Consider the following 26,977-nt stretch of genomic DNA (forward strand, 5'->3'; position numbering starts at 1 on the left):
ATCGCGGCGATCTGCGAGGCGCTTGGTGGCGCGACCGCTGCGGGAGGCGGTCGATTAGCAGCGTCGCCGCGCGATGCAAACCCTTTTTGTGCAGAGCGGCAAAAAAACTACCAGCGCACCGGCGAACGGCGATTGGTCCGGTCGATCGACATCAGAATCCCGAGGCACAGCATGAAGGTCATCTGGCTCGATCCGCCGTTGCTGATCAGCGGCAGCGGCACGCCGACCACCGGCGCCATCCCCATCACCATCGCCATGTTGATCGAAACATAATAGAAGATCGTCGCGGCAAGCCCGGCCGCGGTCAGCTTGGCGAAGCGCGATTGCGCCTGCATCGCGGTCGACAGACCCCATTGCACGATCACGAGGAACGCGATGATCAGCAACACGCCGCCGACCAGCCCCCATTCCTCCATCATCGTCGCGAGCGCGAAATCGGTATGCCCCTCGGGCAGGTAATCGAGATGGCTTTGCGTACCGTTGAGGAAGCCTTTGCCGAAGATCCCGCCCGATCCGATCGCGATCTTCGACTGGCTGATATGGTAGCCGATCCCGAGCGGATCGCTTTCGGGGTCGAGAAACACCAGGATGCGGTTGCGCTGATAGCCGTGCAGCACGAAATTGACCGCGAGCGGAACCGCCGCGCCGAGCGCGAGCGCGCCGCCGATGAACAGGCGGAGCGGCACGCCTGCGAGGAACATCACGGTGATGCCGCCGATCATGATCATCAATGCGGTACCGAGGTCGGGTTGCTTCATCACCAGCGCCGCAGGAACCAGGATCAGCAGCGCCGCGGGCCAGATCGCGCCGAAGCGCCGCGTCTCGTTGGGCGGCAGCAGATCGTAGAATTTGGCGCAGGTCAGCACGATGCACGGCTTCATCAGCTCGGACGGCTGGAGCCGGAAGCCGATCCCGAGATCGAGCCAGCGCTGTCCGCCGCCGCGGATCGCACCGACGAGTTCGACGAGCACGAGCATCACGCACAGCGCGCCATAAGCAGGGAGCGCGGCATTGCTCCACACCCGCTCAGGGATGCGCGACAGCACGATCGCGCCGCTGAGGAAGACGAAGAAGCGGATGCCTTGCGACAGCGCCCAGGGGCGAATGCTGCCGCCCGCCGCCGAATAGAGCACGAGCGAATCGAAACAGCCGATCGCGAGGACGAGCAGCAGAATCTTCCACGGCAATTGCGCGAGCGGGGCAGGGACGAAACTCAGACCGCTCATGGGACATCCCGCTCGGTGGTGCCGTCCTCGGCGACGGTGTTGCCGTGCGCGGCGGTGTTGGCGAGCTCTTCTGCGGTCGCGACGTCGGCCGCCGCGGCGGCTTGCACCGCGGGCGCGTCGGTCGGGGCGCTCGCACCGAATTCGGTCTGCGCGCCGACCGCGAGCGGCGGCGCGTTGGCGGCGGCGCGGTAGGCCGCGGTCTCGGCCGCCATGCGCGTGCGGATGTCGCCACCCCAAGTCGCCTCGCCCTCGATCAGCGACGTCATCGCGCGATCGCGATCGAACAGATATGTCATGATGTCGCGTGCGATCGCGGGCGTATCGAGATTGCGCACGGTATGGCCGCCATGTTCGAGCACGACGGCGATCGCGTAGCGCGGCTTGTCGTGCGGCGCGAAGCCCTGGAACAGCGCGTGATCGCGCATCTTGAAGGGAAGTTGGCCATTCTTGAGCACGCCGCCCGCGCGCTCGGCCATGGTGATCCGGCGGACCTGCGCGGTCCCCGTCTTGCCCGCAAGCGCGACGCCCGGAATGAGCATCCGCGCCGCGCCGCCGGTCCCGCCGCCATTGACCACGCCCCACATCGCCTGGTGGATCGTATCGAGATGCTCGGGCGCGAACGGCAGGGCAGGGGCGCCGTGGCGGACATCCGCCGCAAGGATGCTCGGCTGGAGCGCGCGACCCGAGGCGAGCCGCGACGCCATCACCGCGAGCTGAAGCGGATTGGAGAGCACATAGCCCTGGCCGATCGACGCATTGAGCGAATCGGCGACGGTCCATTGCTGCTTGTAGCGGCGCAGCTTCCACGCCGTATCGGGGACGGTGCCATAGCGCTGGCTGTTGAACGGCAGCTCGAACTTCTGCCCGAGCCCGAGCGACCGCGCGACCGGGGCGACATGATCGTAGCCGAGCCGGCGGATCATCTCGTAGAAATAGATGTCGCAGCTCTGCATGATCGCGTTCTTGAGATCGAGCGCGCCGTGCCCGCTCTTCTTGTGGCAATGGAACACGCCCGTGCCGACGCGCAGCGCGCCCGAGCAGACGACGCGGTCCGACGCCGGCACGCCCGCACCGAGCAGCGCGAGCCCGTTCATCGGCTTGACGGTCGAGCCCGGCGGGTAGAGCCCCTGCAGCACTTTGTTCATCAAGGGCACGTGGTCGTTTTCCGACAGCATCTTCCATTCGAGATGGCTGATCCCGTCGGAGAAATTGTTGGGATCATAGGCTGGCATCGACACCATCGCGAGCATCTCGCCCGTGAGGCAGTCGATCACCACCACCGAGCCCGACTGCGTGCCGAGCCGGCGTGCGGCATAGTCCTGCAGCCCGGCATCGATCGTCAGGCGCGCGTTCGCACCGGGCTGATCGGGCCTGGTGGCGAGCTCTGCGACGAGCTTGCCGCGCGCAGTGACCTCGACACGCTTCTGCCCGGCGACGCCGCGCAGCTGCTTCTCGAGCGTCTTTTCGAGGCCGTCCTTGCCGAGCTTGAAGCCCGGCGTGACCATCAGTTGGTCGCGCGTCTGCTTATATTGTTCGGCCGAAGCCGCGCCGACATAGCCTGTCAGATGCGCGACCGCCGCGCCTGCGGGATAGCTGCGCGAGAAGCCGCGCGTCGGGGCGACGCCGGGCAGCTCGGGCAACCGCACGCTGACCGCGGCAAAGCGCTCCCAGTCGAGATTTTCGGCGACCTGAACGGGCTGGAACCCAGCGGCATGTTCGAGATCGGCGACGAGCCGGTCCATTTCCTCGGGCGGCAGCTTGAGCAGGTCGCGCAGCAGCGCGAGGACATGGTCCTTGTTCTCGAGCCGGTCGGGGATGATGTCGACGCGGAAATCGGTGCGGTTGTTGGCGATCGGCGCGCCGTGGCGATCGACGATCCAGCCGCGGCGCGGCGGCACCAGCGTCATGTTGACGCGGTTGCTCTCCGACTTGAGCGTATATTGCTCGTTCTCGACCACCGCGAGCCACGTCATCCGCCCGGCGAGCGCAAGGCCGAACACGCCCTGCGCCGCGCCGAGCATCACGGTGCGCCGCGAGAAGCTGTAGCTTTGCGCCGCCTCGGTCGCGACGCGGCCGCTCGGGCGAAAGGCGCCGCCGCTCACATCTCCTCCTCGTCGTCGCCGAGCAGCGTGCACAGCCGGACCACCAGCGGGAACAACAGGATCGACACCGCGATCTGCAGCATCAGCCCGGTATCGACATGCGCGCCGATCGGCGATGCGACCAGACGCCCGAGGAGCAGGCAGAAGGCGATCGCGCCCGCCGCGATCAGCCAGTCCTGCCAAAAATCGCGATAGACGATGCGCTGGTCGATCAGGTCGATCATGAACAGGCACAACGTCCAGAACAGCATCGCGTTGCCGAGCGGTTGCCCGCTGAGCAGATCATCGAAGAAACCGAGCGGCAGCGGCGCCCAGATGCGCAGGCTCTCGGGTTTCGTGAGCCGCCAACCGAGCAGCATCAACAAGCCGAACGGCGGCAGCACCGGGAAACTTGCGACCATCGGCCACAGCGTCAGCGCCGAGCCGATCGCGACGGTCATCGCGGGCACGAACCGGCGGAAGCTCTGGTCGGGGACCTCGTCGAAGGGGCCGCGGGCTTGCCTCATCGCGCGCTCACGGCTTCTTCTTGGGCGGCCGCGGCGTGGCCGTCGCCTTGGGCTGCGGCGCGGGGACTGGGATCGGCGGCGCGGGCGGCATGAAAGCGCGCTGGACGAGCGCATAATCGACCGTATCGGCCTGCGTGAACGCGCGCGCGATCGAGGCATCTCGTCCACGTCGCAGGACGCGCGCGACGGGGACGTCGGGCGGATAGATGCCGCCTGTTCCCGAGGTCACGAACACATCGCCCGGCGCGAAATCGGTCGTCGCCGAAGCGACCGACTTGACGTCGATCAGCCCGTCGCCGCGTCCGGTCGCGAGCGCGGGCACGCCGTCGCGCGTGCGACGCACCGGCACGACGCTTTCCGGGTCGCTCAGCAAGAGCACGCGCGCGCTGTTCGGCCCGGACTCGAGCACACGGCCGATCAGCCCCTCGGGCCCGCGCACCGGCTGGCCGCTTGCGACGCCCTGCCACGATCCAGCGTTGAGCACGGCAACGCGGCGCGTGCTCGACGCCGACGAGCTGACGAGCCGCGCGGTGACGACGGGATCCGATACCCGCTCGCGGACTTGGAGCAAGGCGAGCAGGCGGCGGTTCTCATAGGAGAGCGAGCGCGCGCGCAGGAACAGCACATGCTGCGCGGCAAGCTGCTTGCGCAGCGCGGCGTTCTGATCGTGCACCGCGAAATAGCTGCCGATCCCGCCGGGAATCGCGCCGATCCCGCGGCCGATGCCCGCCAGTCCCGAGGACAGCGGGGTGCTCACTTCGGCAACGCTCGCGCGCAGTGCTGCAAAGGCGACGGGGTCCAAAGTCGACAAGGCAAGCAGCACCGCCCCGACGAGCGACCCCGCTACGGCGACGACATATCCTGCAAAAAGGCTGTATTGCGCCCGCCGCGAAAACCCCGGACGCCGATTGCGAGGCGGCGCCATCATACCCCCATCAAAAAGCCCGAGGGCCAGTAAAAACCTTGTTTCGCCTTACGCGATGTGCTGCGCCCTGAGTAGGGTCAATCCCTCGGCCCAGGCCGCGCAAGCGCTCACTTCACCGCGTCACGCGCTGTGGAGGACACCGCGATAGACCGGATCCTCGAGCGCGCGGCCGGTGCCGAGCGCGACGCAGGTGAGGGGGTCGTCGGCGATCGTGACGGGCAGGCCGGTCTCGTCGCGCAGCACTTCGTCGATGCCCTTGAGCAGCGCGCCGCCACCGGTGAGCACGATGCCCTGGTCTACGATGTCGGCGGCGAGCTCGGGCGCAGTGTTCTCGAGCGCGATGCGGACGCCCTCGACGATCTGGCCGACGGGCTCGGAGAGCGCTTCGGCGATCTGGCCCTGGTTGATCTGGATTTCCTTGGGAACGCCGTTGACGAGATCGCGGCCCTTGACGTGGATCGTCAGACCGATGCCGTCCGCCGGCGGCTTGGCGACGCCGACTTCCTGCTTGATCCGCTCGGCGGTCGCATCGCCGATCAGGAGGTTATGGTTGCGACGGACGTAGGAGACGATCGCCTCGTCCATCTTGTCGCCGCCGACGCGCACCGAAGTGGTGTAAGCAAGGCCGCGCAGCGAAAGCACGGCGACTTCGGTCGTGCCGCCGCCAATGTCGACGACCATCGAGCCGATCGGCTCGGTGACGGGCATGTCGGCGCCGATCGCGGCGGCCATCGGCTCCTCGATCAGCCAGACCTGGCTGGCACCGGCGTTCGACGCGGCATCGCGGATCGCGCGGCGCTCGACCGAGGTCGACCCCGACGGCACGCAGATCACGATCTGCGGCCAGCGCATGAAGCGGCGTTGCCCGCCATGCACCTTGTGGATGAAGTGCTTGATCATCTGCTCGGCGACGTCGATGTCGGCGATGACGCCGTCGCGTAAGGGGCGGATCGCCTGGATGCTGTCGGGGGTCTTGCCCATCATCAGCTTGGCGTCGTCGCCGACGGCCTTGACGCGCTTGACCCCGTTCAAGGTTTCGACCGCGACGACCGACGGTTCGTTGAGCACGATGCCCTTGCCGCGCAGATAGACCACCGTGTTGGCGGTCCCCAGATCGATCGCCATGTCATGGGAGGAAAAGCGGAAGAGATTCGAGAAAAAGCCCATGGATCGTTCCGTTTCACGCCGGACTTAGTGAACTGCCGACAGGTCGCACAATATCGTGACGTCGCTTACAACCAAGGCGTTCAGCGCGGCGGTGAAACCGCTCTGATACGTGGTGGAATGCGGGTCGCGGGAGGCCTGCGATTGGGCTAGAGCCTGCACCATGTCAATACGCCGCCTGCCCGAACATCTCGTCAATCGTATCGCTGCCGGTGAAGTGGTCGAAAGGCCCGCCAGCGCGTTGAAGGAGCTGGTCGAAAATGCGGTCGACGCCGGCGCGACGCGCATCGCTGTGCGCCTGGCGGGCGGGGGAACCGACCTTGTCGAGGTAACCGACGACGGCTGCGGCATGACGCCCGAAGACATGGCGCTCGCGCTCGAGCGGCACGCCACTTCGAAGCTTCCCGACGAGGCAATCGAAAACGTCAGCACGCTCGGTTTTCGCGGCGAGGCGTTGCCCTCGATCGCGAGCGTCGCGCGGATGACACTCGAGAGCCGCGTGCGCGGTGAAGAGGGCTGGGCGCGGGTGGTCGACAATGGCGTGGTCGTATCGGAAGGACCGGCGGCGATTCCCCCGGGGACGCGCGTGCGTGTCGAGGGCCTCTTCGGGCGCGTACCCGCGCGGCGCAAGTTCCTGCGCTCGCCGCGCAGCGAATTCGCCGCGTGCCTCGACGTGGTCAAGCGGCTCGCGATGGCGCGGCCCGATATCGGCTTCTCGGTCGAGCATGACGGGCGGCGCTCGCTCGGCGTGACCGGCGGCGAGACGCTCCCCGACCGCGTCGCTGCGCTGACCGATCGCGGGCTGGTCGACAATGGGGTGGGGATCGATTTCGTCCGCGAGGGGATCGGGCTGGGCGGGATCGCCGGGCTGCCGACCTTCAACCGCGGCGTCGCGGACCATCAATATCTGTTCGTCAACGGGCGGCCGGTGAAGGATCGGCTGCTGATCGGCGCGATTCGCGGGGCGTATGCCGAGATGATGCCGCGCGACCGGCATGCCGTGGTGGCGCTGTTTCTCGACGTTCCGCCCGACGCGGTCGATGTCAACGTCCATCCGGCGAAGACAGAGGTGCGGTTTCGTGATCCGGCGATGGTGCGCGGACTGATCGTCAGTGGCTTGCGGCGGGCCTTGGACGAGGCGGGACATCGCAGCCAGTCGGCCCCCGAAAGCGCGCTAGCTGCCTGGACGCAAGAGCAAAGCCCTTCCCCTTCAGGGGAGGGGTTGGGGTGGGGCCGTGTGCCACAAGACGAGGCGCCTGCTTTTTGGTCAGCCGTCCCCACCCCCAACCCCTCCCCTGAAGGGGAGCGGCTTTCACTGGATCAGCGTTCGTACGCGCTCAACGAGCGCCGCAGTGTCTTCACCCCGCCGCCGCAGGCGCGCGCCGAACCCGCCTACGCACCACCGCCCGAAACGATCGACTTCCCGCTCGGCGTCGCCCGCGGCCAAGTCGCGAAAACCTATATCGTCGCCGAAAGCCCAGACGGGCTGATCCTCGTCGATCAGCACGCCGCGCACGAACGGCTCGTGCTCGAACGCATGCGCAAGGCGATGGCGAGCGGCGGCGTCTCCTCGCAGGCGCTGCTCCTCCCCGAAGTGATCGAACTCGACGAACCCGCGTGCGATCGGCTCGAAGCGCGCGCGGCCGAGCTCAGCGAATTCGGCCTCGATCTCGACCGCTTCGGCCCGCATGCGATGCTGGTGCGCGGCGTGCCCGCGATGCTCGGGCAGAGCGACGTGACCGGGCTCGTCACCGATCTCGCCGACGAACTCGCCGCGTTCGACGAGGCGCTGTCGCTGCGCGAACGGCTCGACCATGTCGCAGCGACGATGGCGTGCCACGGCTCGGTCCGCGCCGGGCGGATCCTGTCGGTTGCCGAGATGAACGCGCTCCTCCGCGAAATGGAAGTCACCCCGCATTCTGGGCAGTGCAACCACGGACGGCCGACCTGGGTGAAGCTCGCGCATGGCGATATCGAGAAGCTGTTCGGCCGCAAATAGCGGGTCGGCCCGCCGCGCATCAACCGCTTTTCAACGCTTAGTCTGCTACCGCTCGCCCCGGAGGCGAGGATGTACAAGATCACGGTCGATCGCGGTCATGCGCTGGTCAAGATCGAGATGCGCGCGATGCTCGATGTTGCCGATAGTGCGCGGCTCGTGTCCGAGCCGATCGCGCAGATCACGGAGGCGCGCCTGGCAAGCTATGCGCTGATCCTCGACATCGCGCAGTGTCCGATCCAGTCGCAGGAGATGATCGCCGCGATGGGCGAACATCTGACGAAGATGCAGCGCGTCCGCGCGATCGCGATCGTCACGGGCGCGATGCTCGCGCGGCTGCAGGTCCGCCGGATCTTCTCGCAGCCCTTCACCCGCTTCACTTCGACCTATGACGAGGCGTTGCGCTGGGTGCTGTCGGGTGTCGAGCCCGGCGGCGCCTCGACACCAGGGTGAAAGCAAGAAAGCTTTCCAAAAGCTGAACCTTTGCCGGGGTCGCGCATTCTAGAGGCAACCCCTGCAAAACAGTTCAGCAAAGCGATTCGCCCAATGGCCAAAGTTCTCCCGGTTGTCCTCGCCCTAATCCCGTTCGCAGCGCTCGTCGGCGCGTGCGCGGTGACAGGCTAAACCCGCTCCGCTCCAGCCCCCTCTCCCCGGGGCGGAGACCAAGAAAAGGGCCGCCCGGATTGCTCCGGACGGCCCTTTTTTTGTCGACAGACGCTGCAAAGGCTTAGGCCTCTGCGGTCGCCTCGTCCGAAGTGTTCGACACTTCGGCGGTCGCGCCAGGCTCGGCGTTGGGATCGTAATCCTCGACGAAACCGGCCTCGTCCTTTTCGAACATGGCTTCCATGACGTTGACGCCATCGGCCTGCATCTTCGCCTCTTCGGGCGAACGGGCGATATTGACCTTGATCGTCACGGCCACTTCCGGGTGGAGCGAAACCTTGACCTCATAGAGGCCGATCGCCTTGATCGGCTTGTTGAGCACGATCGCCGACTTCGGCACCTTGTGGCCTTCGGCCTCGAGCCCGTCGATCAAATCGCGAACCGCGACCGAACCGTAGAGCTGACCGGTGTTCGACGACTGACGGATCAGCGTCAGCGTGATGCCGTCGATCGTCTTGGCTTCGACCTCGGCCTCGGTGCGCTTCACAGCGTTGTCGGCCACGATCTTCTCGCGGTTCTTCTCGAAGACCTTGCGGTTGGCTTCGTTCGAACGCAGCGCCTTCTTGTTCGGCAGGAGGAAGTTGCGGGCGAACCCGTCCTTCACCTTGACGACGTCGCCGATGTTGCCGAGCTTCTCGACGCGTTCCAGCAGGATGATATCCATCTGTTGGGCCCCTTACTTAACGATGTAGGGCAGCAGGCCCAGATGGCGCGAACGCTTGATCGCCTGGGCGAGCTCACGCTGCTTCTTGCCGCTCACCGAAGTGATGCGGCTGGGAACGATCTTGCCACGCTCGGAGACGAAGCCCTGGAGCAACCGGACGTCCTTATAGTCGATCCGGGGGGCATCCTTGGCCGAGAACGGGCAGGACTTGCGGCGGCGGAAAAATGGGCGTGCCATTGTCTATAACTCCCTTATTCGCCGTCGAAGCTGCGGCGGGGGCGATCTTCACGATCACCACGGTCGGGACGATCGCCACGGCCTTCACGGCCGCCTTCGCGATCACCACGACGCTCACGGTCGCGGTCCGACTTGCGCATCATGACGCTCGGGCCTTCTTCCGAGGCATCGATCTTGACGGTCATGTAGCGGATGATGTCTTCGTTGATCTGCGTCTGGCGCTCCAGCTCGGCGATCACGTTGCCCGGGGCATCGATCTCGAGCATGACGTAATGCGCCTTGCGGTTCTTCGCGATCTTGTACGCGAGGCTGCGCAGACCCCAATTCTCGGTCTTGACGACCCGACCTTCGTTGTCGTTGACAATCTTGGTGGCGATTTCCGCCAGAGCGTCCACCTGCGCCTGTGCCAGATCCTGGCGCGCAAGGAACACGTGCTCGTATAGAGCCATGTGTCTCGTCTTTCATTCTTGGCCGATCGCTGACGCCCGCACCATGCGAGACGCCCCTCCGGCTATCTTCAGTAAATTGGCGTCTTCAATAGCAACCGGGGCGGAAAGCGTGCGCTCTCCACCCCGATCGGTGTGCCATAGCGAAATCGGCGCGGAAGGCAAGCCTCCCGCGCCGGTTCGCGGGTCTTAGTTGAACGCACCGCCAAGCACAGCGCCGATCAGGCCGCCGCTGAGTGCGACGAGGACTGCGTCGTTCCCCGAGCGCACCCAGTGATAGCCGCGCGGCGGGGCGTAGAGGCGACGGCCGCGATACTGGCGCCAATCGCGGATTTCCTGATAGTTGTTGGCATAGCGGCGATCGAAGCGCTGGCCGCGCGCCCAGCGACGAGCTTGCTGCGGCCGGACGACGCGACGCTCTGTAACGACGGTGCGGCCGTTGGGCTGCTGACGGATCACCGTGGTGCGGCGCTCGTCGCGCTGCTGGGCCGATGCGCCGGTTGCGGCAAGCGGGCTCAGAATCGACGATGCAGCGAGGGCTGCGAGAATGATCTTGTTCATGATGAACTCCTTGTTTCGGACGGCGCCTTAACTCCCGGCGTCGAACCCAATCTAGGAAGCGTTTGTCGCGCATCCGTGACGACCAGAACCCGAAATGGTCGCAAAGTGTCCCGGTCGGAACGGTCCCGTTCAGCTTGGTCGCTGCCGTGGATGTTGCCCGCCCGGTTCTTGACGAGGCTTTGGCCGAGCGCCTAACCGCCCGGGCAAAGGAGTATCATGATGCGTGCGTTTATCTTCCCGGGGCAGGGCAGTCAGTCGGTCGGCATGGGCAAGGCTCTCGCCGAAGCCAGTGCGGTTGCGCGCGCCGTGTTCCAGGAAGTCGACGATGCGCTCGGTCAGCATCTCTTCCGGTTGATGTGTGATGGTCCCGAGGACCAGCTGCAGCTGACCGAGAATGCCCAGCCCGCGATCATGGCCAACGCCATCGCGACGCTGCGCGTGCTGGAAGAGGAGGGCGGCGTGCGGCTTGCCGACAAGGCCGATTATGTCGCAGGCCATTCGCTCGGCGAATATAGCGCATTGTGCGCCGCGGGAGCGATCGATCTGGCGACGACTGCCAAGCTGCTCAAGCTGCGCGGCCAGGCGATGCAGGCGGCGGTGCCGGTCGGCATCGGCGCGATGGCGGCGCTGCTCGGCGCCGACGTCGACAAGGCGCGCGCGATTGCCGAGGCGGCGGCCGAAGGCGAGGTGTGCACCGTCGCCAATGACAATGATCCGTCGCAGGTGGTGATCTCAGGGCATCGCGGCGCGATCGAGCGTGCGATCGCGCTTGCCAAGGAAATGGGCGCAAAGCGCGCGGTCTTGCTGCCGGTGTCGGCGCCGTTTCACTGCCCGCTGATGCAGCCTGCCGCCGATGCGATGGAGAAGGCGCTCGCCGAAGCGCGGATCGATGCCCCGCTCGTGCCGCTGTTCGCCAATGTCACGGCGGCGCCGGTCGGCGACCCCGATACCATCCGCCGGCTGCTGGTCGAGCAGGTGACCGGCATGGTGCGCTGGCGCGAATCGGTGCTGGCGCTGCAGGCGGCAGGCGTCGAGCGCTTCGTCGAATTCGGCGGCAAGGTGCTGACGCCGATGGTCAAGCGGATCGCGGGCGATGTCGAGGCGGTCAGCGTGGTGACGATGGACGATGTCGAGGCTTTGGTTAAGGTGCTTTAAGAAGGGGTTGTTCACGCGGAGACGCGGAGACGCGGAGAAGAGGTGCGGGACATCGACGAGATCAGTGGTGACGTGCTGAACGTTGCGGTGCGTTTGCATCGCGATCTCGGTCCCGGTCTCGGTCTCATGGAAAGCGTCTATGAGGCTTTGATGGCAGGGCGGCTGGCAAAGATGGGATACGCCGTCGCGAGACAGCAGCCGATCGACATTGATTTCGACGGCATGCGGTTCGAAGGCGCATTCAAGATCGACTTGATGGTCGATCAGCGATTGGTCGTCGAAATCAAATCGATCGAGCGATTGCTGCCTGTCCATGCAAAGCAACTGCTGACCTATCTGAGACTCACAAAGCAGCCTGTCGGGCTGCTTATCAATTTCGGCGGAGATACGCTCAAGGAGGGAATACGCAGATTGGTGAACAACAACACCTCTGCGTCCTCTGCGCCTCTGCGCGAACCAATCAACCGTGGAGATTAAGAGATGTTCGACCTAACAGGCATGACCGCGCTCGTGACCGGGGCCTCCGGCGGGATCGGCTCGGCGATCGCTCAGGCGCTTGCCGCGCAGGGTGCGCGGCTCGCGGTTTCGGGCTCCAACGTCGCCAAGCTCGAGGCGTTTCGCGACAGCCTCGGCGGCGAGCATGTCGCGCTGCCGTGCGATCTGTCGGATGGTGCCGCAGTCGATGCGCTCGTGCCTGCGGCGGTCGAGGCGCTTGGCGGCAAGCTCGACATCCTCGTCAACAATGGCGGCATCACGCGCGACAATCTCGTGATGCGGATGAAGGACGACGAGTGGGATCAGGTGATCCGCGTCAATCTCGAGGCCGCCTTCCGCCTCGCGCGAGCGGCGGCGCGGCCGATGATGAAGGCGCGCTTCGGGCGAATCGTGTCGATCACTTCGGTCGTCGGGACGACCGGAAATCCGGGCCAGGCGAACTATGCCGCGTCGAAGGGCGCGCTCACCGCAATGTCGAAGGCGCTCGCGCAGGAGCTCGCCAGCCGCGGCATCACCGTCAACTGCGTCGCGCCCGGTTTCATCGCCTCGCCGATGACCGAAACGCTGCCCGATGCTCAGAAAGATGCGCTCAACGCCCGCATTCCCATGGGAAAAATGGGCGCGGGGGCAGACATCGGCGCGGCAGTGGTCTATCTCTCGAGCCGCGAGGCGGGCTATGTCACCGGACAGACGCTGCACGTCAACGGCGGCATGGCCATGATCTAAAGGGGATCTGAGTGTCCCTACTTGCAAGCCTCGGACGCGCGTTCTACGTGCGTTCAGGAATTCCAACACCCCCATCGATAGAGGGACGATACACATGAGCGAGACCGCAGACCGCGTTAAGAAAATCGTCGTCGAGCATCTCGGCGTTGAAGCCGACAAGGTGACCGAAGACGCGAGCTTCATCGACGATCTGGGCGCGGACAGCCTCGACATCGTCGAGCTCGTCATGGCCTTCGAAGAGGAATTCGAAGTCGAGATCCCCGACGATGCCGCCGAGAAGATCACGACCGTGAAGGACGCGATCACCTTCATCGACGAGCACAAGAGCTGAGCCTAGCGCTTTTAGCGCGGCCGCACGGCTGATGTACAGGAACGGCTCCCCGTCCCAGGGCAATGACCGGGGGTGGGGGGCCGTTCCCATTTACGAAGATCTAGAATTTACACGGAGATGGCCATGCGGCGTGTTGTCGTAACCGGACTGGGGCTCGTGACGCCGCTCGGCGCCGATGTCGAAACCGCCTGGGCGAATATCCTCGCGGCGAAATCGGGCGCGGGGACGATCACGCGCTTCGACGCGACCGATTATGCCTGCACGATCGCGTGCGAGGTCAAGCCCGCCGACCATCCCTATGGCTTCGACCCCAACAAGCGCGTCGACCACAAGGTCCAGCGCCAGGTCGATCCGTTCATCATCTACGGCATCGATGCCGCCGGCCAGGCGCTCGAGGATGCCGGACTGCTCGACATGACGCTCGAGCAGAAATATCGCGCCGGCTGCTCGATCGGCGCCGGCATCGGCGGCCTGCCGGGAATCGCCAGCGAATCGATCGTGTTGCACGAAAAGGGCCCGCGTCGCGTCAGCCCGCACTTCGTCCATGGTCGCCTCATCAACCTCATCACCGGCCAGGTGCAGATCAAATACGGCTTGATGGGCCCCAACCACGCCGTCGTCACCGCTTGCTCGACCGGCGCGCATTCGATCGGCGACGCCGCGCGGATGATCGCGATGGACGATGCCGACGTGATGCTCGCGGGCGGCGCCGAGGGCGCGATCTGCCCGCTGGGCATCGCTGGCTTCTCGCAGGCGCGCGCGCTCTCGACCAATTTCAACGCGACGCCCGAAAAGGGCAGCCGCCCGTACGACAAGGACCGCGACGGCTTCGTGATGGGCGAGGGCGCAGGCGTCGTCTGCCTCGAGGAATATGAGCATGCCAAGGCACGCGGCGCGAAGATCTATGCCGAGGTGATCGGCTATGGCCTGTCGGGCGACGCCTATCACGTCACCGCGCCGCACCCCGAGGGTTCGGGCGCGTTCCGGTCGATGGAAATGGCGATGCGCAAGTCGGGTCTCGAGCTCTCGGACATCGATTACATCAACGCGCACGGCACCTCGACCCCGCTCGGCGACGAGCTCGAGCTGAACGCAGTGCGCCGCCTGTTCGGCGACAATATCAAGACGATGTCGATGAGCTCGACCAAGTCGGCGATCGGGCATCTGCTCGGCGGCGCGGGCGCAGTCGAGAGCATCTTCTGCATCCTCGCGATGCGCGACCAGATCGTCCCGCCGACGCTCAACCTCGACAATCCGAGCGACAATTGCGTGGGCGTCGACCTCGTGCCGCATGTCGCCAAGAAGCGGTCGGTCAAGGCGGTGCTCAACAATTCGTTCGGCTTCGGCGGGACGAATGCGAGCCTCGTCCTGCGCGCGATGTGACGACGCGCCGTGCGTCCGCCCAAACGCGGCGCGCGGCGGCCGGCGCGCGGTTCAACCCGGAGCAAGGATAGCGCCATGCGCAAGGTCGGGTGCCTGGGACTGCTGATCGGCCTGGCGGCGGTCGCCGTGTTGCTGATCGTCGTGCAGATGTGGGGCGGCCGCGGGCCGCTCGCGCGTCCGATCAGCGTACAGATCGCGCCGGGCAGCAGTCTGGCAGCGGCCTCGGTCGAGCTCGAGAAATCGGGCGCGATCGCGTCGGCGAGCCGTTTCCGCATGTTCGCCAAGGTCTTCGGGGCGGACTCGCCGATCAAGGCGGGCGAATATCGCATCCCGGCGCATCTCAGCCAGGCCGATATCCTCAAGGTGTTGCAGGGCACCAAGACGATCCAGCGTTTCGTGACGATCCCGGAAGGGTGGCCCGCGGTAATGGTCAAGGACGCCCTCGACCGCGCGACCGAGCTAAAAGGCAGCGTCGAGGTACCGCCCGAGGGCAGCGTGCTGCCCGACAGCTATGCCTTTCAGCGCGGCGACGAGCGCAGCTTCATCCTCAAGCGGATGCAGAACGTACGCAAACGCTACCTCGCCGCCGCCTGGGCGAAGCGCGCGCCGGGGCTCGCCGTGACGACGCCCGAGCAAGCGTTGATCCTCGCCTCGATCGTCGAGAAGGAAACCGGCAAGCCAAGCGAGCGTGCGATGGTTGCGGCGGTCTATTCGAACCGGTTGAAGCGCGGGATGATGCTGCAGGCCGACCCGACGATCATCTATCCGATCACCAAGGGGCGTCCGCTCGGACGCAAGATCCTGCTCTCCGAGGTGCATGCGGTGAACGCGTACAACACCTATGCGATGGTCGGGCTGCCGGTCGGGCCGATCTGCAACCCTGGGCGCGCGTCGATCGATGCGGTGCTCAACCCCGCCAAGTCGAACGCGCTGTATTTCGTGGCGGACGGGTCGGGCGGGCATGTGTTTGCCGACACGCTCGAACAGCATAACGCCAATGTCGTGAAGTGGCGCGCGTATCGCGCGGCGCACGGGATCTAGCGGGGGGGCGGCGCGAGCCTGTCGACGATCGCCCTCTGCCACTCAAGACGTCACCCCGGCCTTGTGCCGGGGTCTACCGGGCCGCACATCCTGCATGCGCAGATCGCCCATCGCGGTGGACCCCGGCACAAGGCCGGGGTGACGGTAAGGTGGGGAGGTCTTACCCGCGCAACCCGCTCGCAGCCCGCGCGATCGCCTCGACTTCTTCCATCGTCGCGCCCTTGGGCGTGACCCAGCTGCCGCCGACGCACAGCACCGGCTTGAAGCTCAGCCACTCGGGCGCGCTTGCTTCGGTTATGCCGCCGGTCGGGCAAAAGCTGCACTGGTAGAAGGGCGCGGCCAGCGCCTTGAGTGCCTTCAACCCGCCATTCGCCTCGGCCGGGAAGAATTTGAAGTTGGTAAGGCCGAGGTCGAGCCCGGTCATGATGTCGGCGGCATTTGCGATGCCCGGCAGGAACGGCACGCCGCTCGCGATGATCGGCTTGGCGAGGCGCTCGGTCAGGCCGGGCGAGACGATGAACTCGGCGCCGGCATCGACCGCCTGCTTGAACTGATCGGGATTGACGACGGTGCCCGCACCGACGATCGCGCCCGGCACCTTCTTCATCTCGGCGATCGCCTCGAGCGCGGCGGGAGTGCGCAGCGTGACTTCGAGCACCTTCAGGCCGCCAGCGACGAGCGCCTCGGCAAGCGGGCGCGCGGTCGCGGCATCGTCGATCACCAGCACGGGGATGACGGCGCTGGTGCGCATGATGTCGGTGATGGTCGTCATAGCGTATGCTCCTGGGCAAAGGCGGCAGCCGCGCCGAACAGGCCGGGCTGCGGATAGGTGATGAGCTTGACCGGGATCGCCGCCATCCGGCCCTGGAAGCGGCCCTTGGCGGTGAAGCGTTCGGCAAAGCCCGATTTGCGGATATGGTCCTTGAGCCGCAGCCCGAGCCCGCCCGCGATGACGACGGCGTTCGAGCCATGCGCCAGCGCGAGATCGCCCGCGACTGCACCGAGCGCCATGCAGAAGCGATCGAGCGCCGCGACCGCAAGGCTGTCGCCCTCGTCGAGCGCCGAACTCCAGATCGCCTTGTCGTCGAGCCGCGTGATCGAACGATGCTCGATATGCGCGAGCGTCTCGTAGATCGCGACGATGCCGGGGCCCGAGACGACGCGCTCGGCCGACACACGCGTATAGGCGGTGCGCAGCCGCTTCACCATCGCATCCTCGATCGCATCGAGCGGCGCGAAGTCGATATGCCCGCCTTCGGTTTCGAGCACGTGATAGCGCTCGGGCGTGCGCAGCACTTGCGCGACGCCGAGCCCGGTGCCGGGCCCGCAGACGGTGATCACGCCGTGCTCGGGGAAGGGTATGTCGGGACCGCACAGATGCAGGAAATCGCCATGATCGACTTGTGCGACAGCCTGGCCGACCGCGCCGAAATCGTTGATCAGCACGAAGTCGTCGACGTGGAGCCGTTCCTTGATCAGCGGCGGGCGGATCACCCAGGGGTTGTTGGTCAGCTTGATCACGTCGCCGCTGATCGGCGAGGCGACCGCGATCGCGGCGGCACGCGGCAGCGGGCGGCCGATCTGCTGGCCGAACGCCTCCCAGGCGGTCTGGAAACCGGCATATTCGGCGGTCTTGAGCGTGACCGGCTCGCCGAGCGTGACGACGCGGCCCGTATCGACCTCCGCAATCGCGAAGCGCGCATGCGTGCCGCCGATATCGACCGAAACGACTTCCATTCTAATCCCCTCCAATATCTCGCATCGTGCGCGCTGCTGCGTTGGCGGCAGCGCGGCGTGGGGCAATTACCAGCCCATACCCGTTAGCAGCGGCGATGCCCCGCGCTCGGCCTCGTTCGCATTGGCGCGGAACAGGCCGAACAACTCGCGGCCCATGCCGTCGGCCTCGGGCGGCGCGGTCGCGGGCACGCGCGCGGCCCACTCCACCGGATCGACCAAAGCCTCGAGCACACCCGCTTCGGCATCGAGCCGGATGATGTCGCCGTCGCGCACGCGCGAAAGCGGACCGTCGCCGAGTGCCTCGGGCGAGCAATGGATCGCGGCCGGAACCTTGCCGCTCGCGCCCGACATGCGGCCGTCGGTGACGAGCGCGACGCGGTAACCCCGGTTCTGCAGCACGCCGAGCGCGGGCGTGAGCTTGTGCAGCTCGGGCATCCCGTTGGCGCGCGGCCCCTGGAAGCGCATCACCACGACGACGTCGCGCGTCAGCTCGCCGGCCTGGAAGGCGGCGAGCACCGCCGCCTGATCATGGAACACCGCCGCCGGCGCCTCGATCGTCCAGCGATCGCGCTCGACCGCCGAGACCTTGATGCACGCGCGACCGAGATTGCCGGTGAGGATGCGGAAGCCACCTTCGGGGGCGAACGGCGCGGCGGGGGTGCGCACGATCGTCTCGTCGCCGCTCGGGCCGGGATCGACCCAGCCGAGCGTGCCAGCGTCGTCGAGCCGCGGCTTGCGACCGTAGTCGGTCATGTCCGCGCCCGCGACGGTCATCAGGTCGCGGTGGAGCAGCCCGGCATCGGCGAGCTCGCGGATGACGTACGGCATCCCGCCGGCATCCTCGAAGCCGTTCACGTCGGCCGCGCCATTGGGATAGACGCGTGCGACGAGCGGGACGGCCTTCGACAGGCGATCGAAATCCTCCCAGTCGATCACGATGCCAGCGCACGCCGCGATCGCGGGCAAATGCAGCAGGTGATTGGTCGAGCCGCCGGTCGCGAGCAGGCCGATCGCCGCGTTGACGATCGCCTTTTCGTCGACGCACAGGCCGATCGGACGATAGCTGTCGCCGTGCCAGCCGATCTCGGTCACGCGGTGGACGGCAGCGCGCGTGAGCTCCTGGCGGAGCTTGGTGCCGGGGTTGATGAAGGCGGCGCCGGGCATGTGCAGGCCCATCATCTCCATCATCATCTGGTTCGAATTGGCGGTGCCGAAGAAGGTGCAGGTACCCTTCGAATGGTAAGCGCCGATCTCGGCCTCGAGCAGCGCATCGCGGCCGACCTTGCCCTCGGCATAGGCTTCGCGAACTTCGACCTTGGCCTTGTTGGGAAGGCCCGACGGCATCGGCCCGGCGGGGATCAGCACCATCGGCAGGTGGCCGAAGCGCAAAGCCCCCATCAGCAGGCCCGGCACGATCTTGTCGCAGATGCCGAGCAGCGCCGCGCCCTCGAACATGCCGTGGCTGAGCGCGATGGCGGTCGACAGCGCGATCGTGTCGCGGCTGAACAGCGACAGCTCCATGCCGGCATAGCCCTGCGTCACGCCGTCGCACATCGCGGGCACGCCGCCGGCGACCTGCGCGGTCGCGCCCGCCTCGCGCGCCCAGATCTTCATCTGCTCGGGGTAGCGATAATACGGCGCGTGCGCCGAGAGCATGTCGTTATACGAAGTGACGATGCCGATGTTCATCGCCTTGCCGGCGGTGAGCGCGGGGCGATCCTCCTCGGTACCGGCATAGGCATGCGCGGCGTTGGCGCAGCCCATTGCGGGCCGCTCGATATGCGTGTCGCGCGCCCGGCCGATCAGTGACAGATAGGCGTCGCGGGTCGGCTTCGAGCGAGTGATGATGCGGTCTGTGACGGCTGCGATTTCGGAATGGAGGGTCACGACAATCTTCCCGGGGAGGGGTTGGAGATCATTCGGCGGCCCAGTGAATATCCACCGGCAGCTCGGCATCGGCAAGCACGCGACCGATCGGATATCTCGACGACGGACCCTGCTTGATCGCGGCCTCGATCACCGACTTCTTGGCGTCGCCCGTTACCGCGATGATCAACGCGCGCGCCGAGACGATCGCGGCGCGGCTGAGCGTGACGCGGGGGACCGGGGCTTCCTTGGGCAGCGGATCGGGCATCACGCCGAGCGCGCGGCGCTCGTTCGGGCCCGACAGCGCTTCGTCATAATCGGGGCCGGGGAAGATCGACGCGGTGTGGCCGTCGGCGCCGACGCCGAGCAGGCACAAATCGAGCGGCCAGTGCAGATCCTGCATCAGCGCATCGGCCGAGCGGCCGGCGGCCTTATAATCGGCGGTCGCGGTGGGCACGATCGGCATGACGCGTGCGCCCTTGGGCAGGAACGCCTTGGCGATCATCGTGACGTTCGACAGCGGATCGCCGAGCGGCACGATGCGCTCGTCGACGGGGACGATCGTCACGCGCTTCCAGTCGTGCTTGGCGGCGGCGAGCTTGGCGTAGATCGGGATCGGCGTCTTGCCGCCGGATAGCGCGATTACGGCGGCGCCGCGCGCGTCGATCGCGCTGTCGATGATGAAGCCGATGTCGCCGGCGACGGCCGCCGCCATCTCCTCGGCGTCTTCATAGTCCCACCATTCGATTTCGTGTTCGTCGCTCATTGTCTTCTCTCTTTGCTTGTCCTCTCCCGCACGCGGGAGAGGCTACGGAGACTTGGTCGCGCTTCTTCAGCGCGGCCTAGTCGCAGTCGGTGAGGGTCTTCTAGCTTCGAGGGACGACGAGAAGAAGGCCCTCACCCAACCCTCTCCCGCGAAGGCGGGAGAGGGCTTTGAAATAAAACTACTCGTCGAGCCAGGTCACACCGTCGCGCTCGGTCAGCGCGATCGCGGCGCTCGGGCCCCAGCTGCCCGAGGCATAGCTCTTGGGCTTCATGTCGTTCGCCACCCAGCCGGCGCGGATCGCGTCGATCCAGGTCCATTGCGCCTCGACCTCGTCGCGGCGAACAAACAGCGTCTGGTCGCCCTCGATCAGATCGAGCAGCAACCGCTCATAGGCGATACGCCGGCGCGAACCTGCGAACTCGGCATCGAGGCTGAGGTTCAACGGCACTTCGCGCAAACGAATCCCGTCGCGGTCGAGGCCGGGCTCCTTTGCCATCACCAGCAGCTGGACATATTCCTCGGGCTGCAACCGGATCACCAGCACGTTGGGCTGGAGCAACCCGCCACGGTTCGAGAACATCGAATGCGGGACCGGCTTGAACTGGATCGCAATCTCGCTGCGCCGCGTCGGCATGCGCTTGCCGGTGCGCAGGTAGAACGGCACGCCCTGCCAACGCCAATTATCGACATGCGCCTTGATCGCGACGAAGGTCTCGGTCGTCGATGGCTTTTCGAGCTCGTCGATATACCCCTTGACGATCTCACCGCCGCTCGCGCCCGCGCCGTACTGGCCGGTGACGGTGTCGCGTGGCGCATCCTGCGGCTCGATCAAGCGCAGCGAGCGGAAGACCTTGGCCTTCTCGTCGCGGATCGCATTGCCGTCGAAGCGGGCAGGGGGTTCCATCGCGATCAGCGCGAGCAATTGCAGCATGTGGTTGGCGACCATGTCGCGCAACGCGCCCGCGCCGTCATAATATGCGGCGCGCTCCTCGAGCCCGACGGTCTCGGAAATCGTGATCTGGACATTGTCGATGCCGCGCGCGTTCCATACCGGCTCGAAGAACGAATTGCCGAAGCGCAAGGCGAGGATGTTCTGCACCGTCTCCTTGCCGAGATAGTGATCGATCCGGAAGGTCCGATCCTCGGGGAAGGCGGTCGCGACGGTGTCGTTGATCTCGCGGCTCGACGCGAGGTCGTAGCCGAGCGGCTTTTCGAGCCCGATGCGGACGGTCTCGCCGGCGAGGCCCGCCGAGTCGAGCCCGCGGATCACCGCTTCGAACAGCGACGGCGCGGTCGACAGGAAGATCGCGAGACCGCCGCTGACGTCACCGACCTTGGCGGCGAGTTCCTTGTAATGCGCCATGTCGGTCGCATCGAGCGCCTGGTACTGGACGCGCTCGAGGAACGACTTGATCGCCTTGGCGTCCATCCGGTCCTTGGGGACGAACTTCTCGAGCGCTTCCTTGGCGAACTTGCGATAGCTCTCGTCGCTATTCTCCGAGCGCGCAGTGCCGGTGATCGTCAGCCCTTCGGGGAGGAGGCCGTCGGCGTGCAGGCCATAGAGCGAGGGCAACAACATGCGCTGCGCAAGGTCGCCGGTCGCGCCGAACAGAAGGAGTTTGCCGACGGGCGTGCGATTGGCCATGCGAAATTCGAGCTCCTGGGGAAGGCATCACCTAGGGAACGCCGGGCGCCCCGCCAAGCTGAAACCTTGCGTTACACAGTGAGGCCGGCGAGCGGATCGAGCCCGGCCATGATGTTGAGATTCTGCACGGCGGCGCCCGCCGCACCCTTGCCGAGATTGTCGAGCGTTGCGATCAGCCGTGCCTGCCCGGTCTCGGCATTGCCGCAGACGCGCAGCGTCAGCCGATCGGTGCCGGCGTCATCCTCGATCTGCACTGCGGACGCATCGCCATCGGCGATTCGGATCAGCCCACCCTCGGGATAGGCCTCGCGCAACGCGGTTTCGCACGCGAGCAAGGTCGGCCGGCGCGGGAAACGATACAGCGCGAGCGGCACCTCGACGATCATCCCGCGATAGGTGTTGGCGACCGACGGCGTGAAGATCGGCGGATGCTCGAGCCGGGCATGCTTCTGCATCTCGGGCACATGCTTGTGCGCAAGTCCAAGCGCATAGGCGCGCGTGGCCGGGGGCGGGTTCACGCCCTCATATTCGGCGATCATGGCCTTGCCGCCGCCCGAATAGCCCGACACGGCGTTGACGGTGATTCCCCAATCGACCGGCACCAGCCCGGCGCGGACGAGCGGACGCAGCAACGCGAGAAAACCCGTCGGATAGCAGCCAGGATTGGAGACGCGTTTTGCCTCGGCGATCGCATTTGCCTGGCCGGGCTCGACCTCGGCAAAGCCGTAGGTCCAGCCCTCGGCGACGCGGAACGCGGTCGAGGCGTCGATCACGCGCGTGCGGGTATTGGCGATGAGCGAAACCGCCTCGCGCGCGGCGTCGTCGGGCAAGCACAGGATCACGAAGTCGCTGTCATTCAGCGCCTCGGCGCGCGCCGCCGGGTCCTTGCGCCGCGCTTCGTCGAGCAGCACGATCGCGATGTCATCGCGTCCGGCCAGCCGTTCGCGAATTTCGAGACCGGTGGTGCCCGCGGCGCCGTCGATGAAGACCGAAACGCTCATGCGGCAGGCCAGGACAGCGTGTCGGCATCGACATAGCCGACGAGTCCCGCGCCCGGCGCAAGCCCCCAGGCGCGGCCTTTGACGAATTCGAGCACTTCGAACACATCGCCCGTCTTGAGATCGGTCAGCACGGCAGACTCCGCATCAGCGCCTTCGCGAAGGCCCGTAGCGCTGATCACGATGCGTTGCACGCACGAAGCATAATGCGGCGCGAAGACGCGATCGGCCAAGCGGATGTCGGCGAGGTCGCGGCGCACGGCGTGCGTGCGCGGATCGAGCTCGACCGACTGCCCGCTGAGCGCAAAGCTCCTACGCGGCGGCGTGCCGGACGATCCGCTGTCGTGCGGGTTGGGGCGTGGTGTCGCCGATAAATTGGCCGAAATCGTCAAGAAAACTTGCCCCCTCGGACGTACGCGCAACAAAGATGTTGCGCTTGTCATTGTCGTCCCGTTGGCGGCGCAGATAGCCCAGGGTACCGAGCCTGTTCAAGGCGCGCGTGACAACGGGTTTAGAGACGTTGAGCATCGCCGCCAGCCCGCGCACCGTATGCGGCCCTGGTTTGAGATACACTACCAGCAGAAGTGCCATCTGGCGATTGGTCAGATCAGGCTCACCCGACCGGACATAATCGACCAGTGTATGCATCCAGTCGGCAAGCGCATGATCTGTCTGTATCGCCACAGCTAGTGTCCGCAAATAACTCGGTAACCCCCACCAGCGGGGATATTCCTGGTCCACTAACGTTCCGGGAAGCCACAGGTTTCAGTTCGATAGCGAAATGTGACGGACAGGTTGCGATAACGGTCGTTGCGCGCGCGGTTGATCGCGCGGCTTACCTCGCCTATGTGCCCGGCTTCGCTGTCAAAGCGCCCCCAAGGAATCAGCCCGCTTCATGTTTCTGTTCCAGTTTCTCCTCGTGGTCCATTTCGTCATCGCTCTCGGGCTGGTGACGGTCGTCCTGATGCAGCGATCCGAGGGCGGTGGGCTCGGCATGGGTGGGAGCCCGGCCGGTTTGATGTCGGCGCGCGGGGCAGCGGATTTCCTGACGCGCGCGACCTCGATCCTCGGCGGTCTATTCATCGCGCTCAGCATCCTGCTCGCGGTGCTCGCGGCGCAGGGCAAGTCGGTCAAGGTCGATGCCAGCGCCAAGCCGGCTGCGGTCACCGCGCCGGTCCAGGCGCCAGTCGCACCGGGCGATCCCAACGTGCCGTTCGCCTCGGGCGCGCGCAGTGCGCTGCAGGCCGCGCCGAATAGCGCGGCGCCGGTCGGCAACACGTCGGTTCCGCTCGCACAGTAACCAGACCGGGTCCCTTCGCGCGCGGCTCGATCGGTCGCGCATATCCACCATTTCCCGGAGTCGCGCGCTTGCCGCGCCACCCCGTTTGACGCTAGGCCTTTTCTCCCATGGCGCGGTTCATCTTTATCACCGGCGGCGTGGTCTCCTCGCTCGGCAAGGGTCTCATGGCAGCGAGCCTCGCGGCTCTCCTGCAAGCGCGCGGCTATCGCGTGCGGATTCGCAAGTTCGATCCCTATCTCAACGTCGATCCCGGCACGATGTCGCCCTACCAGCACGGCGAAGTCTATGTCACCGACGACGGGGCCGAGACCGACCTCGATCTCGGGCATTATGAACGCTTTACCGGCGTCGCCTCGCGCCAGTCGGACAACGTCACGAGCGGGCGGATCTATCAACAGATCATCACGCGCGAGCGTCGCGGCGACTATCTCGGCGCGACCGTTCAGGTCATCCCGCACGTCACCGACGCGATCAAGGAATTCGCGCAAGACCAGACCGACGATCTCGATTTCGTACTGTGCGAGATCGGCGGCACCGTCGGCGACATCGAGTCGCTGCCCTTCATCGAAGCCATCCGCCAGCTCCGCAACGATCTCGGCCGCGGCAATTCGGTCAGCATCCACGTCACGCTGGTGCCGTATATCGCGGCGGCCGGCGAGCTGAAGACCAAGCCGACGCAACATTCGGTGCGCGAACTGGCAGCCCTCGGCGTCCAGCCCGACGTGCTGGTGTGCCGCTGCGAGCAGCCTTTGCCCGACAGCGACCGCGCGAAGATCGCGTTGTTCTGCAACGTTCCCAAGGAAGCCGTCATCCCGGCGCTCGACGCCAAGAGCATCTATGCGGTGCCGGTGCAGTATCACGAGCAAGGCCTCGACGACGCGGTGCTCAACGCCTTCGGCATCCTGCCGGGCAGCGCACCCGATCTTTCGCGCTGGACCGACATCATGGACCGCGTGACCAATCCCGAGGGTGAAGTCACCGTCGGCGTGGTCGGCAAATATGTCGGGCTTCAGGATGCCTATAAGTCGCTCGGCGAGGCGCTGGTGCATGGCGGGATCGCCAACAAGGTCAAGGTCAACGTCGAGTGGATCGACGCCGAGCTGTTCGAGGCCGACGACGCCGACATCACCGCCCGGCTTGAGCCGCTGCACGCGATCCTCGTCCCAGGGGCGTTCGGGTCGCGCGGCGCGGAAGGCAAGATCGCCAGCGTCCGCTTCGCGCGAGAGCGCGAGATTCCGTATTTCGGGATCTGCTTCGGGATGCAGATGGCGTGCGTCGAAGGTGCCCGCGATCTCGCCGGGATCCCCGGCGCGAGCTCGACCGAGTTCGGCGCGACCGACGAGCCCGTCGTGGGCATGATCACCGAATGGATGAGCGCGGCCGGCATCGAGAAGCGCGAGCATGGCGGCGATCTCGGCGGCACGATGCGGCTCGGCGCCTATCCGGCGAAGCTCGAAGGCAACAGCGTGGTGTCGAGCATCTATGGCGAAACCGATATCTCGGAGCGCCATCGTCACCGCTACGAGGTCAACACCGCGTATCGCGAGCGGCTCGAAAAGGGCGGTCTGGTGTTCAGCGGCATGTCGCCCGACGGCACGCTGCCCGAGATCGTCGAGCGGCCCGACCATCCGTGGTTCGTCGGCGTGCAGTTCCACCCCGAACTCAAGAGCAAGCCGTTCGACCCGCATCCCCTTTTCAAGAGCTTCATCGCCGCGGCGGTCAAGCAGTCGCGGCTCGTCTGAGCTGATCGTCGGGGGTTCGCGATCCGCTCACCCCTGATCGACGAACGCTTCGACCGCGCCGAAGAGGACGCTCAGCGCCTCGCGCTCGGGTTCGGTCAGCTCGGGCCGCCAGATCTCGAACAGCAGGACCACACGCGTCGTGTCGCCGCGGTTCCAGGCTTCGTGTTCGATCGAGTCGTCGAATACCAGCGCTTCGCCGAGCGTCCAGCCGCGCGTCTCGGCGCCGACGCGCATGCCGCACTCGGGCGCGGTGATCAGCGGCAGATGCACGATCAGCCGCGTGTTGAGCATCCCGTGATGCGGGGTGATGTGCGTTCCCGGCTTGAGCAGCGAGAACAACGCCATCGGCGCGCGCTGGTCGATCCGCGGCATCGGCGTCGCGGCGAGCGCCGCCATCGTCGCCGGGCAGCGCTCGGCATTGCCCGCGACCGGCGTGCCCGCGCGCAGCAGATGGAACGCGCCCCAGCTCGCGTCGTCGCGCAGCGGGTTGGGCGGCGGGGGGCGATCGGCCGGCGTCGCGACATAGGGTGGAAAATCCCCGTCGCGCGCCATCACCGCGTGCAGTTCGGCCTGGATATCGCCCGTTGCGGCTTCGAGGGCAGGGAGCCAGTCGAACTGGCTGCGATCGAAAAAGCCGATTTGCGGCAGCCCCGGAAAGTAGAAGCTCGACGGTCGCTGGACGAAAATCTCGATCTTGCCCGTCAGCAAGTCGATCGCGTGCTCGACGCGGCGAGTCGCCGGGCTCAGCCGAATGCCGCTCGCCGCCAGATGATCGTGCAGGAACGCTTCATAGTCGCGCGACGTCGCGGCGATGAAGCCAGCCGCGCGCTCGAGATCAGCCTGCAGCTCCGGCGGGAGCGCATCGCGCTGCCCCGCCGCATTGGCGATCGCGGCTTGATAATACGCAGCGGCACCGCGCTGATCGGTTTGCGTGGCAAGGTCGCCCATCATGATCAACGCTGGGATGTGATCGGGCTGCAGACCGAGCAGCCGCTGCAGCGCGCGTCGGGCACCGGCTTCGTCGCGTAACGCCCCGCACGCGAACGCGAGCGGAAAAAGCGCGCGCGGATCACTTTCGATCGCGGAGAGCAAGGCGCGACCGCGCGTCGCGTCGCCGCGGCGCAGCGCCGCGATGCCTTCGTTCAGATAGCGCTCGACCGGGAGGCTCGTTGCCATCAGGCGGTATCGCGCGGTCGAGGCGGCAAGGCGGAGACTCCTGATCGGCCGGGTTCGGTCCTGTCAGGCTAGCAGGCGCACTGCGATCCGCAACCGGCCAGAGTGCGCAATCGGCGGCGCCGGGAT

Annotated in this window: 28 protein-coding genes; 10 read left to right on the forward strand and 18 right to left on the reverse strand. The window is 66.2% G+C overall.

The window, feature by feature from the left end; genetic code table 11:
- Window positions 1–107: 107 nt before the first annotated feature.
- From rodA to E2E30_RS05655, 5 genes are all read right to left on the reverse strand, one after another.
- Window positions 108–1,226 (reverse strand): rod shape-determining protein RodA, encoded by a 1,119-nt coding sequence (rodA, locus tag E2E30_RS05635; protein ID WP_133188014.1) that lies wholly within the window; start codon window positions 1,224–1,226, stop codon window positions 108–110.
- Window positions 1,223–3,247, reverse strand: a complete 2,025-nt coding sequence (gene mrdA, locus E2E30_RS05640; RefSeq protein ID WP_443018400.1) for a penicillin-binding protein 2 — start codon at window positions 3,245–3,247, stop codon at window positions 1,223–1,225. The genes rodA and mrdA overlap by 4 nt, the downstream gene beginning before the upstream one ends.
- Before the next feature lie 77 nt (window positions 3,248–3,324).
- Window positions 3,325–3,834: a rod shape-determining protein MreD gene (mreD, locus tag E2E30_RS05645; RefSeq protein ID WP_133188018.1), complete on the reverse strand. Its 510-nt coding sequence runs from the start codon at window positions 3,832–3,834 to the stop codon at window positions 3,325–3,327.
- Between the two features lie 7 nt (window positions 3,835–3,841).
- Window positions 3,842–4,759: a rod shape-determining protein MreC gene (gene mreC / locus E2E30_RS05650; protein ID WP_133188020.1), complete on the reverse strand. Its 918-nt coding sequence runs from the start codon at window positions 4,757–4,759 to the stop codon at window positions 3,842–3,844.
- A 120-nt stretch (window positions 4,760–4,879) separates the two neighbouring features.
- On the reverse strand, window positions 4,880–5,926 hold the full coding sequence (locus E2E30_RS05655; protein ID WP_010186326.1) for a rod shape-determining protein: 1,047 nt from the start codon (window positions 5,924–5,926) through the stop codon (window positions 4,880–4,882).
- Between the two features lie 160 nt (window positions 5,927–6,086).
- Here E2E30_RS05655 and mutL point away from each other — a divergent pair, with 160 nt between their 5' ends.
- Window positions 6,087–7,922 carry a DNA mismatch repair endonuclease MutL gene (gene mutL, locus E2E30_RS05660; protein WP_133188022.1) on the forward strand — a complete coding sequence of 612 codons (1,836 nt, stop codon included), beginning with the start codon at window positions 6,087–6,089 and terminating at the stop codon, window positions 7,920–7,922.
- A gap of 69 nt (window positions 7,923–7,991) precedes the next feature.
- Window positions 7,992–8,372 carry a hypothetical protein gene (locus E2E30_RS05665; protein WP_133188024.1) on the forward strand — a complete coding sequence of 127 codons (381 nt, stop codon included), beginning with the start codon at window positions 7,992–7,994 and terminating at the stop codon, window positions 8,370–8,372.
- Window positions 8,373–8,646: 274 nt separating this feature from the next.
- Here E2E30_RS05665 and rplI read toward each other — a convergent pair whose 3' ends face one another.
- From rplI to E2E30_RS05685, 4 genes are all read right to left on the reverse strand, one after another.
- Window positions 8,647–9,246, reverse strand: coding sequence for a 50S ribosomal protein L9 (gene rplI, locus E2E30_RS05670; protein WP_133188026.1), 600 nt, complete (start codon window positions 9,244–9,246; stop codon window positions 8,647–8,649).
- Between the two features lie 12 nt (window positions 9,247–9,258).
- The gene (rpsR, locus tag E2E30_RS05675; RefSeq protein WP_010186331.1) at window positions 9,259–9,483 is read right to left on the reverse strand and encodes a 30S ribosomal protein S18; all 225 of its coding nucleotides are present in this window, start codon (window positions 9,481–9,483) and stop codon (window positions 9,259–9,261) included.
- A gap of 14 nt (window positions 9,484–9,497) precedes the next feature.
- Window positions 9,498–9,932 carry a 30S ribosomal protein S6 gene (rpsF, locus tag E2E30_RS05680; RefSeq protein WP_133188028.1) on the reverse strand — a complete coding sequence of 145 codons (435 nt, stop codon included), beginning with the start codon at window positions 9,930–9,932 and terminating at the stop codon, window positions 9,498–9,500.
- 186 nt (window positions 9,933–10,118) lie between these two features.
- Window positions 10,119–10,490, reverse strand: coding sequence for an RcnB family protein (locus tag E2E30_RS05685; RefSeq protein WP_133188030.1), 372 nt, complete (start codon window positions 10,488–10,490; stop codon window positions 10,119–10,121).
- Window positions 10,491–10,709: 219 nt separating this feature from the next.
- Here E2E30_RS05685 and fabD point away from each other — a divergent pair, with 219 nt between their 5' ends.
- The 6 genes from fabD to mltG all read left to right on the forward strand — a co-directional run bounded on the left by fabD (window position 10,710) and on the right by mltG (window position 15,621).
- Window positions 10,710–11,645 (forward strand): ACP S-malonyltransferase, encoded by a 936-nt coding sequence (gene fabD / locus E2E30_RS05690; RefSeq protein ID WP_133188032.1) that lies wholly within the window; start codon window positions 10,710–10,712, stop codon window positions 11,643–11,645.
- Between the two features lie 42 nt (window positions 11,646–11,687).
- On the forward strand, window positions 11,688–12,122 hold the full coding sequence (locus E2E30_RS05695; protein WP_133188034.1) for a GxxExxY protein: 435 nt from the start codon (window positions 11,688–11,690) through the stop codon (window positions 12,120–12,122).
- Between the two features lie 3 nt (window positions 12,123–12,125).
- Window positions 12,126–12,866 (forward strand): 3-oxoacyl-[acyl-carrier-protein] reductase, encoded by a 741-nt coding sequence (gene fabG / locus E2E30_RS05700; RefSeq protein WP_133188036.1) that lies wholly within the window; start codon window positions 12,126–12,128, stop codon window positions 12,864–12,866.
- A 94-nt stretch (window positions 12,867–12,960) separates the two neighbouring features.
- Window positions 12,961–13,197 carry an acyl carrier protein gene (locus tag E2E30_RS05705; RefSeq protein ID WP_010186338.1) on the forward strand — a complete coding sequence of 79 codons (237 nt, stop codon included), beginning with the start codon at window positions 12,961–12,963 and terminating at the stop codon, window positions 13,195–13,197.
- A 123-nt stretch (window positions 13,198–13,320) separates the two neighbouring features.
- A complete protein-coding gene (gene fabF / locus E2E30_RS05710; RefSeq protein ID WP_133188038.1) occupies window positions 13,321–14,580 on the forward strand; it encodes a beta-ketoacyl-ACP synthase II in 1,260 nt (419 codons plus the stop codon).
- A gap of 75 nt (window positions 14,581–14,655) precedes the next feature.
- Window positions 14,656–15,621 (forward strand): endolytic transglycosylase MltG, encoded by a 966-nt coding sequence (gene mltG / locus E2E30_RS05715; protein ID WP_133188040.1) that lies wholly within the window; start codon window positions 14,656–14,658, stop codon window positions 15,619–15,621.
- 160 nt (window positions 15,622–15,781) lie between these two features.
- Here mltG and eda read toward each other — a convergent pair whose 3' ends face one another.
- From eda to E2E30_RS05750, 8 genes are all read right to left on the reverse strand, one after another.
- The gene (eda, locus tag E2E30_RS05720) at window positions 15,782–16,393 is read right to left on the reverse strand and encodes a bifunctional 4-hydroxy-2-oxoglutarate aldolase/2-dehydro-3-deoxy-phosphogluconate aldolase (protein WP_133188042.1); all 612 of its coding nucleotides are present in this window, start codon (window positions 16,391–16,393) and stop codon (window positions 15,782–15,784) included.
- Complete coding sequence (gene glk / locus E2E30_RS05725) at window positions 16,390–17,358, reverse strand: glucokinase (protein WP_133188044.1); 969 nt, start codon at window positions 17,356–17,358, stop codon at window positions 16,390–16,392. Before glk ends, eda begins: the two co-directional genes overlap by 4 nt.
- A gap of 66 nt (window positions 17,359–17,424) precedes the next feature.
- Window positions 17,425–19,245, reverse strand: coding sequence for a phosphogluconate dehydratase (edd, locus tag E2E30_RS05730; RefSeq protein ID WP_133188046.1), 1,821 nt, complete (start codon window positions 19,243–19,245; stop codon window positions 17,425–17,427).
- A 28-nt stretch (window positions 19,246–19,273) separates the two neighbouring features.
- The gene (gene pgl, locus E2E30_RS05735; RefSeq protein ID WP_133188048.1) at window positions 19,274–19,990 is read right to left on the reverse strand and encodes a 6-phosphogluconolactonase; all 717 of its coding nucleotides are present in this window, start codon (window positions 19,988–19,990) and stop codon (window positions 19,274–19,276) included.
- Window positions 19,991–20,168: 178 nt separating this feature from the next.
- Window positions 20,169–21,635, reverse strand: coding sequence for a glucose-6-phosphate dehydrogenase (gene zwf / locus E2E30_RS05740; protein WP_133188050.1), 1,467 nt, complete (start codon window positions 21,633–21,635; stop codon window positions 20,169–20,171).
- A 71-nt stretch (window positions 21,636–21,706) separates the two neighbouring features.
- Entirely contained in the window at window positions 21,707–22,636 is a 930-nt protein-coding gene (argC, locus tag E2E30_RS05745) for an N-acetyl-gamma-glutamyl-phosphate reductase (protein ID WP_133188052.1), read from the reverse strand.
- Window positions 22,633–23,025: an SH3 domain-containing protein gene (locus E2E30_RS20715; RefSeq protein ID WP_165954468.1), complete on the reverse strand. Its 393-nt coding sequence runs from the start codon at window positions 23,023–23,025 to the stop codon at window positions 22,633–22,635. Before E2E30_RS20715 ends, argC begins: the two co-directional genes overlap by 4 nt.
- The gene (locus E2E30_RS05750) at window positions 22,946–23,281 is read right to left on the reverse strand and encodes a MarR family transcriptional regulator (protein ID WP_029625324.1); all 336 of its coding nucleotides are present in this window, start codon (window positions 23,279–23,281) and stop codon (window positions 22,946–22,948) included. The genes E2E30_RS20715 and E2E30_RS05750 overlap by 80 nt, the downstream gene beginning before the upstream one ends.
- Before the next feature lie 247 nt (window positions 23,282–23,528).
- Here E2E30_RS05750 and secG point away from each other — a divergent pair, with 247 nt between their 5' ends.
- Window positions 23,529–23,933 carry a preprotein translocase subunit SecG gene (gene secG / locus E2E30_RS05755; RefSeq protein ID WP_133188054.1) on the forward strand — a complete coding sequence of 135 codons (405 nt, stop codon included), beginning with the start codon at window positions 23,529–23,531 and terminating at the stop codon, window positions 23,931–23,933.
- A gap of 107 nt (window positions 23,934–24,040) precedes the next feature.
- On the forward strand, window positions 24,041–25,675 hold the full coding sequence (locus E2E30_RS05760) for a CTP synthase (RefSeq protein WP_133188056.1): 1,635 nt from the start codon (window positions 24,041–24,043) through the stop codon (window positions 25,673–25,675).
- Between the two features lie 27 nt (window positions 25,676–25,702).
- Here E2E30_RS05760 and E2E30_RS05765 read toward each other — a convergent pair whose 3' ends face one another.
- Entirely contained in the window at window positions 25,703–26,851 is a 1,149-nt protein-coding gene (locus E2E30_RS05765) for an aspartyl/asparaginyl beta-hydroxylase domain-containing protein (RefSeq protein WP_133188058.1), read from the reverse strand.
- Between the last annotated feature and the right edge of the window lie 126 nt (window positions 26,852–26,977).

It is taken from the genome of Sphingomonas sp. AAP5, assembly GCF_004354345.1.
Lineage (GTDB): Bacteria > Pseudomonadota > Alphaproteobacteria > Sphingomonadales > Sphingomonadaceae > Sphingomonas > Sphingomonas glacialis.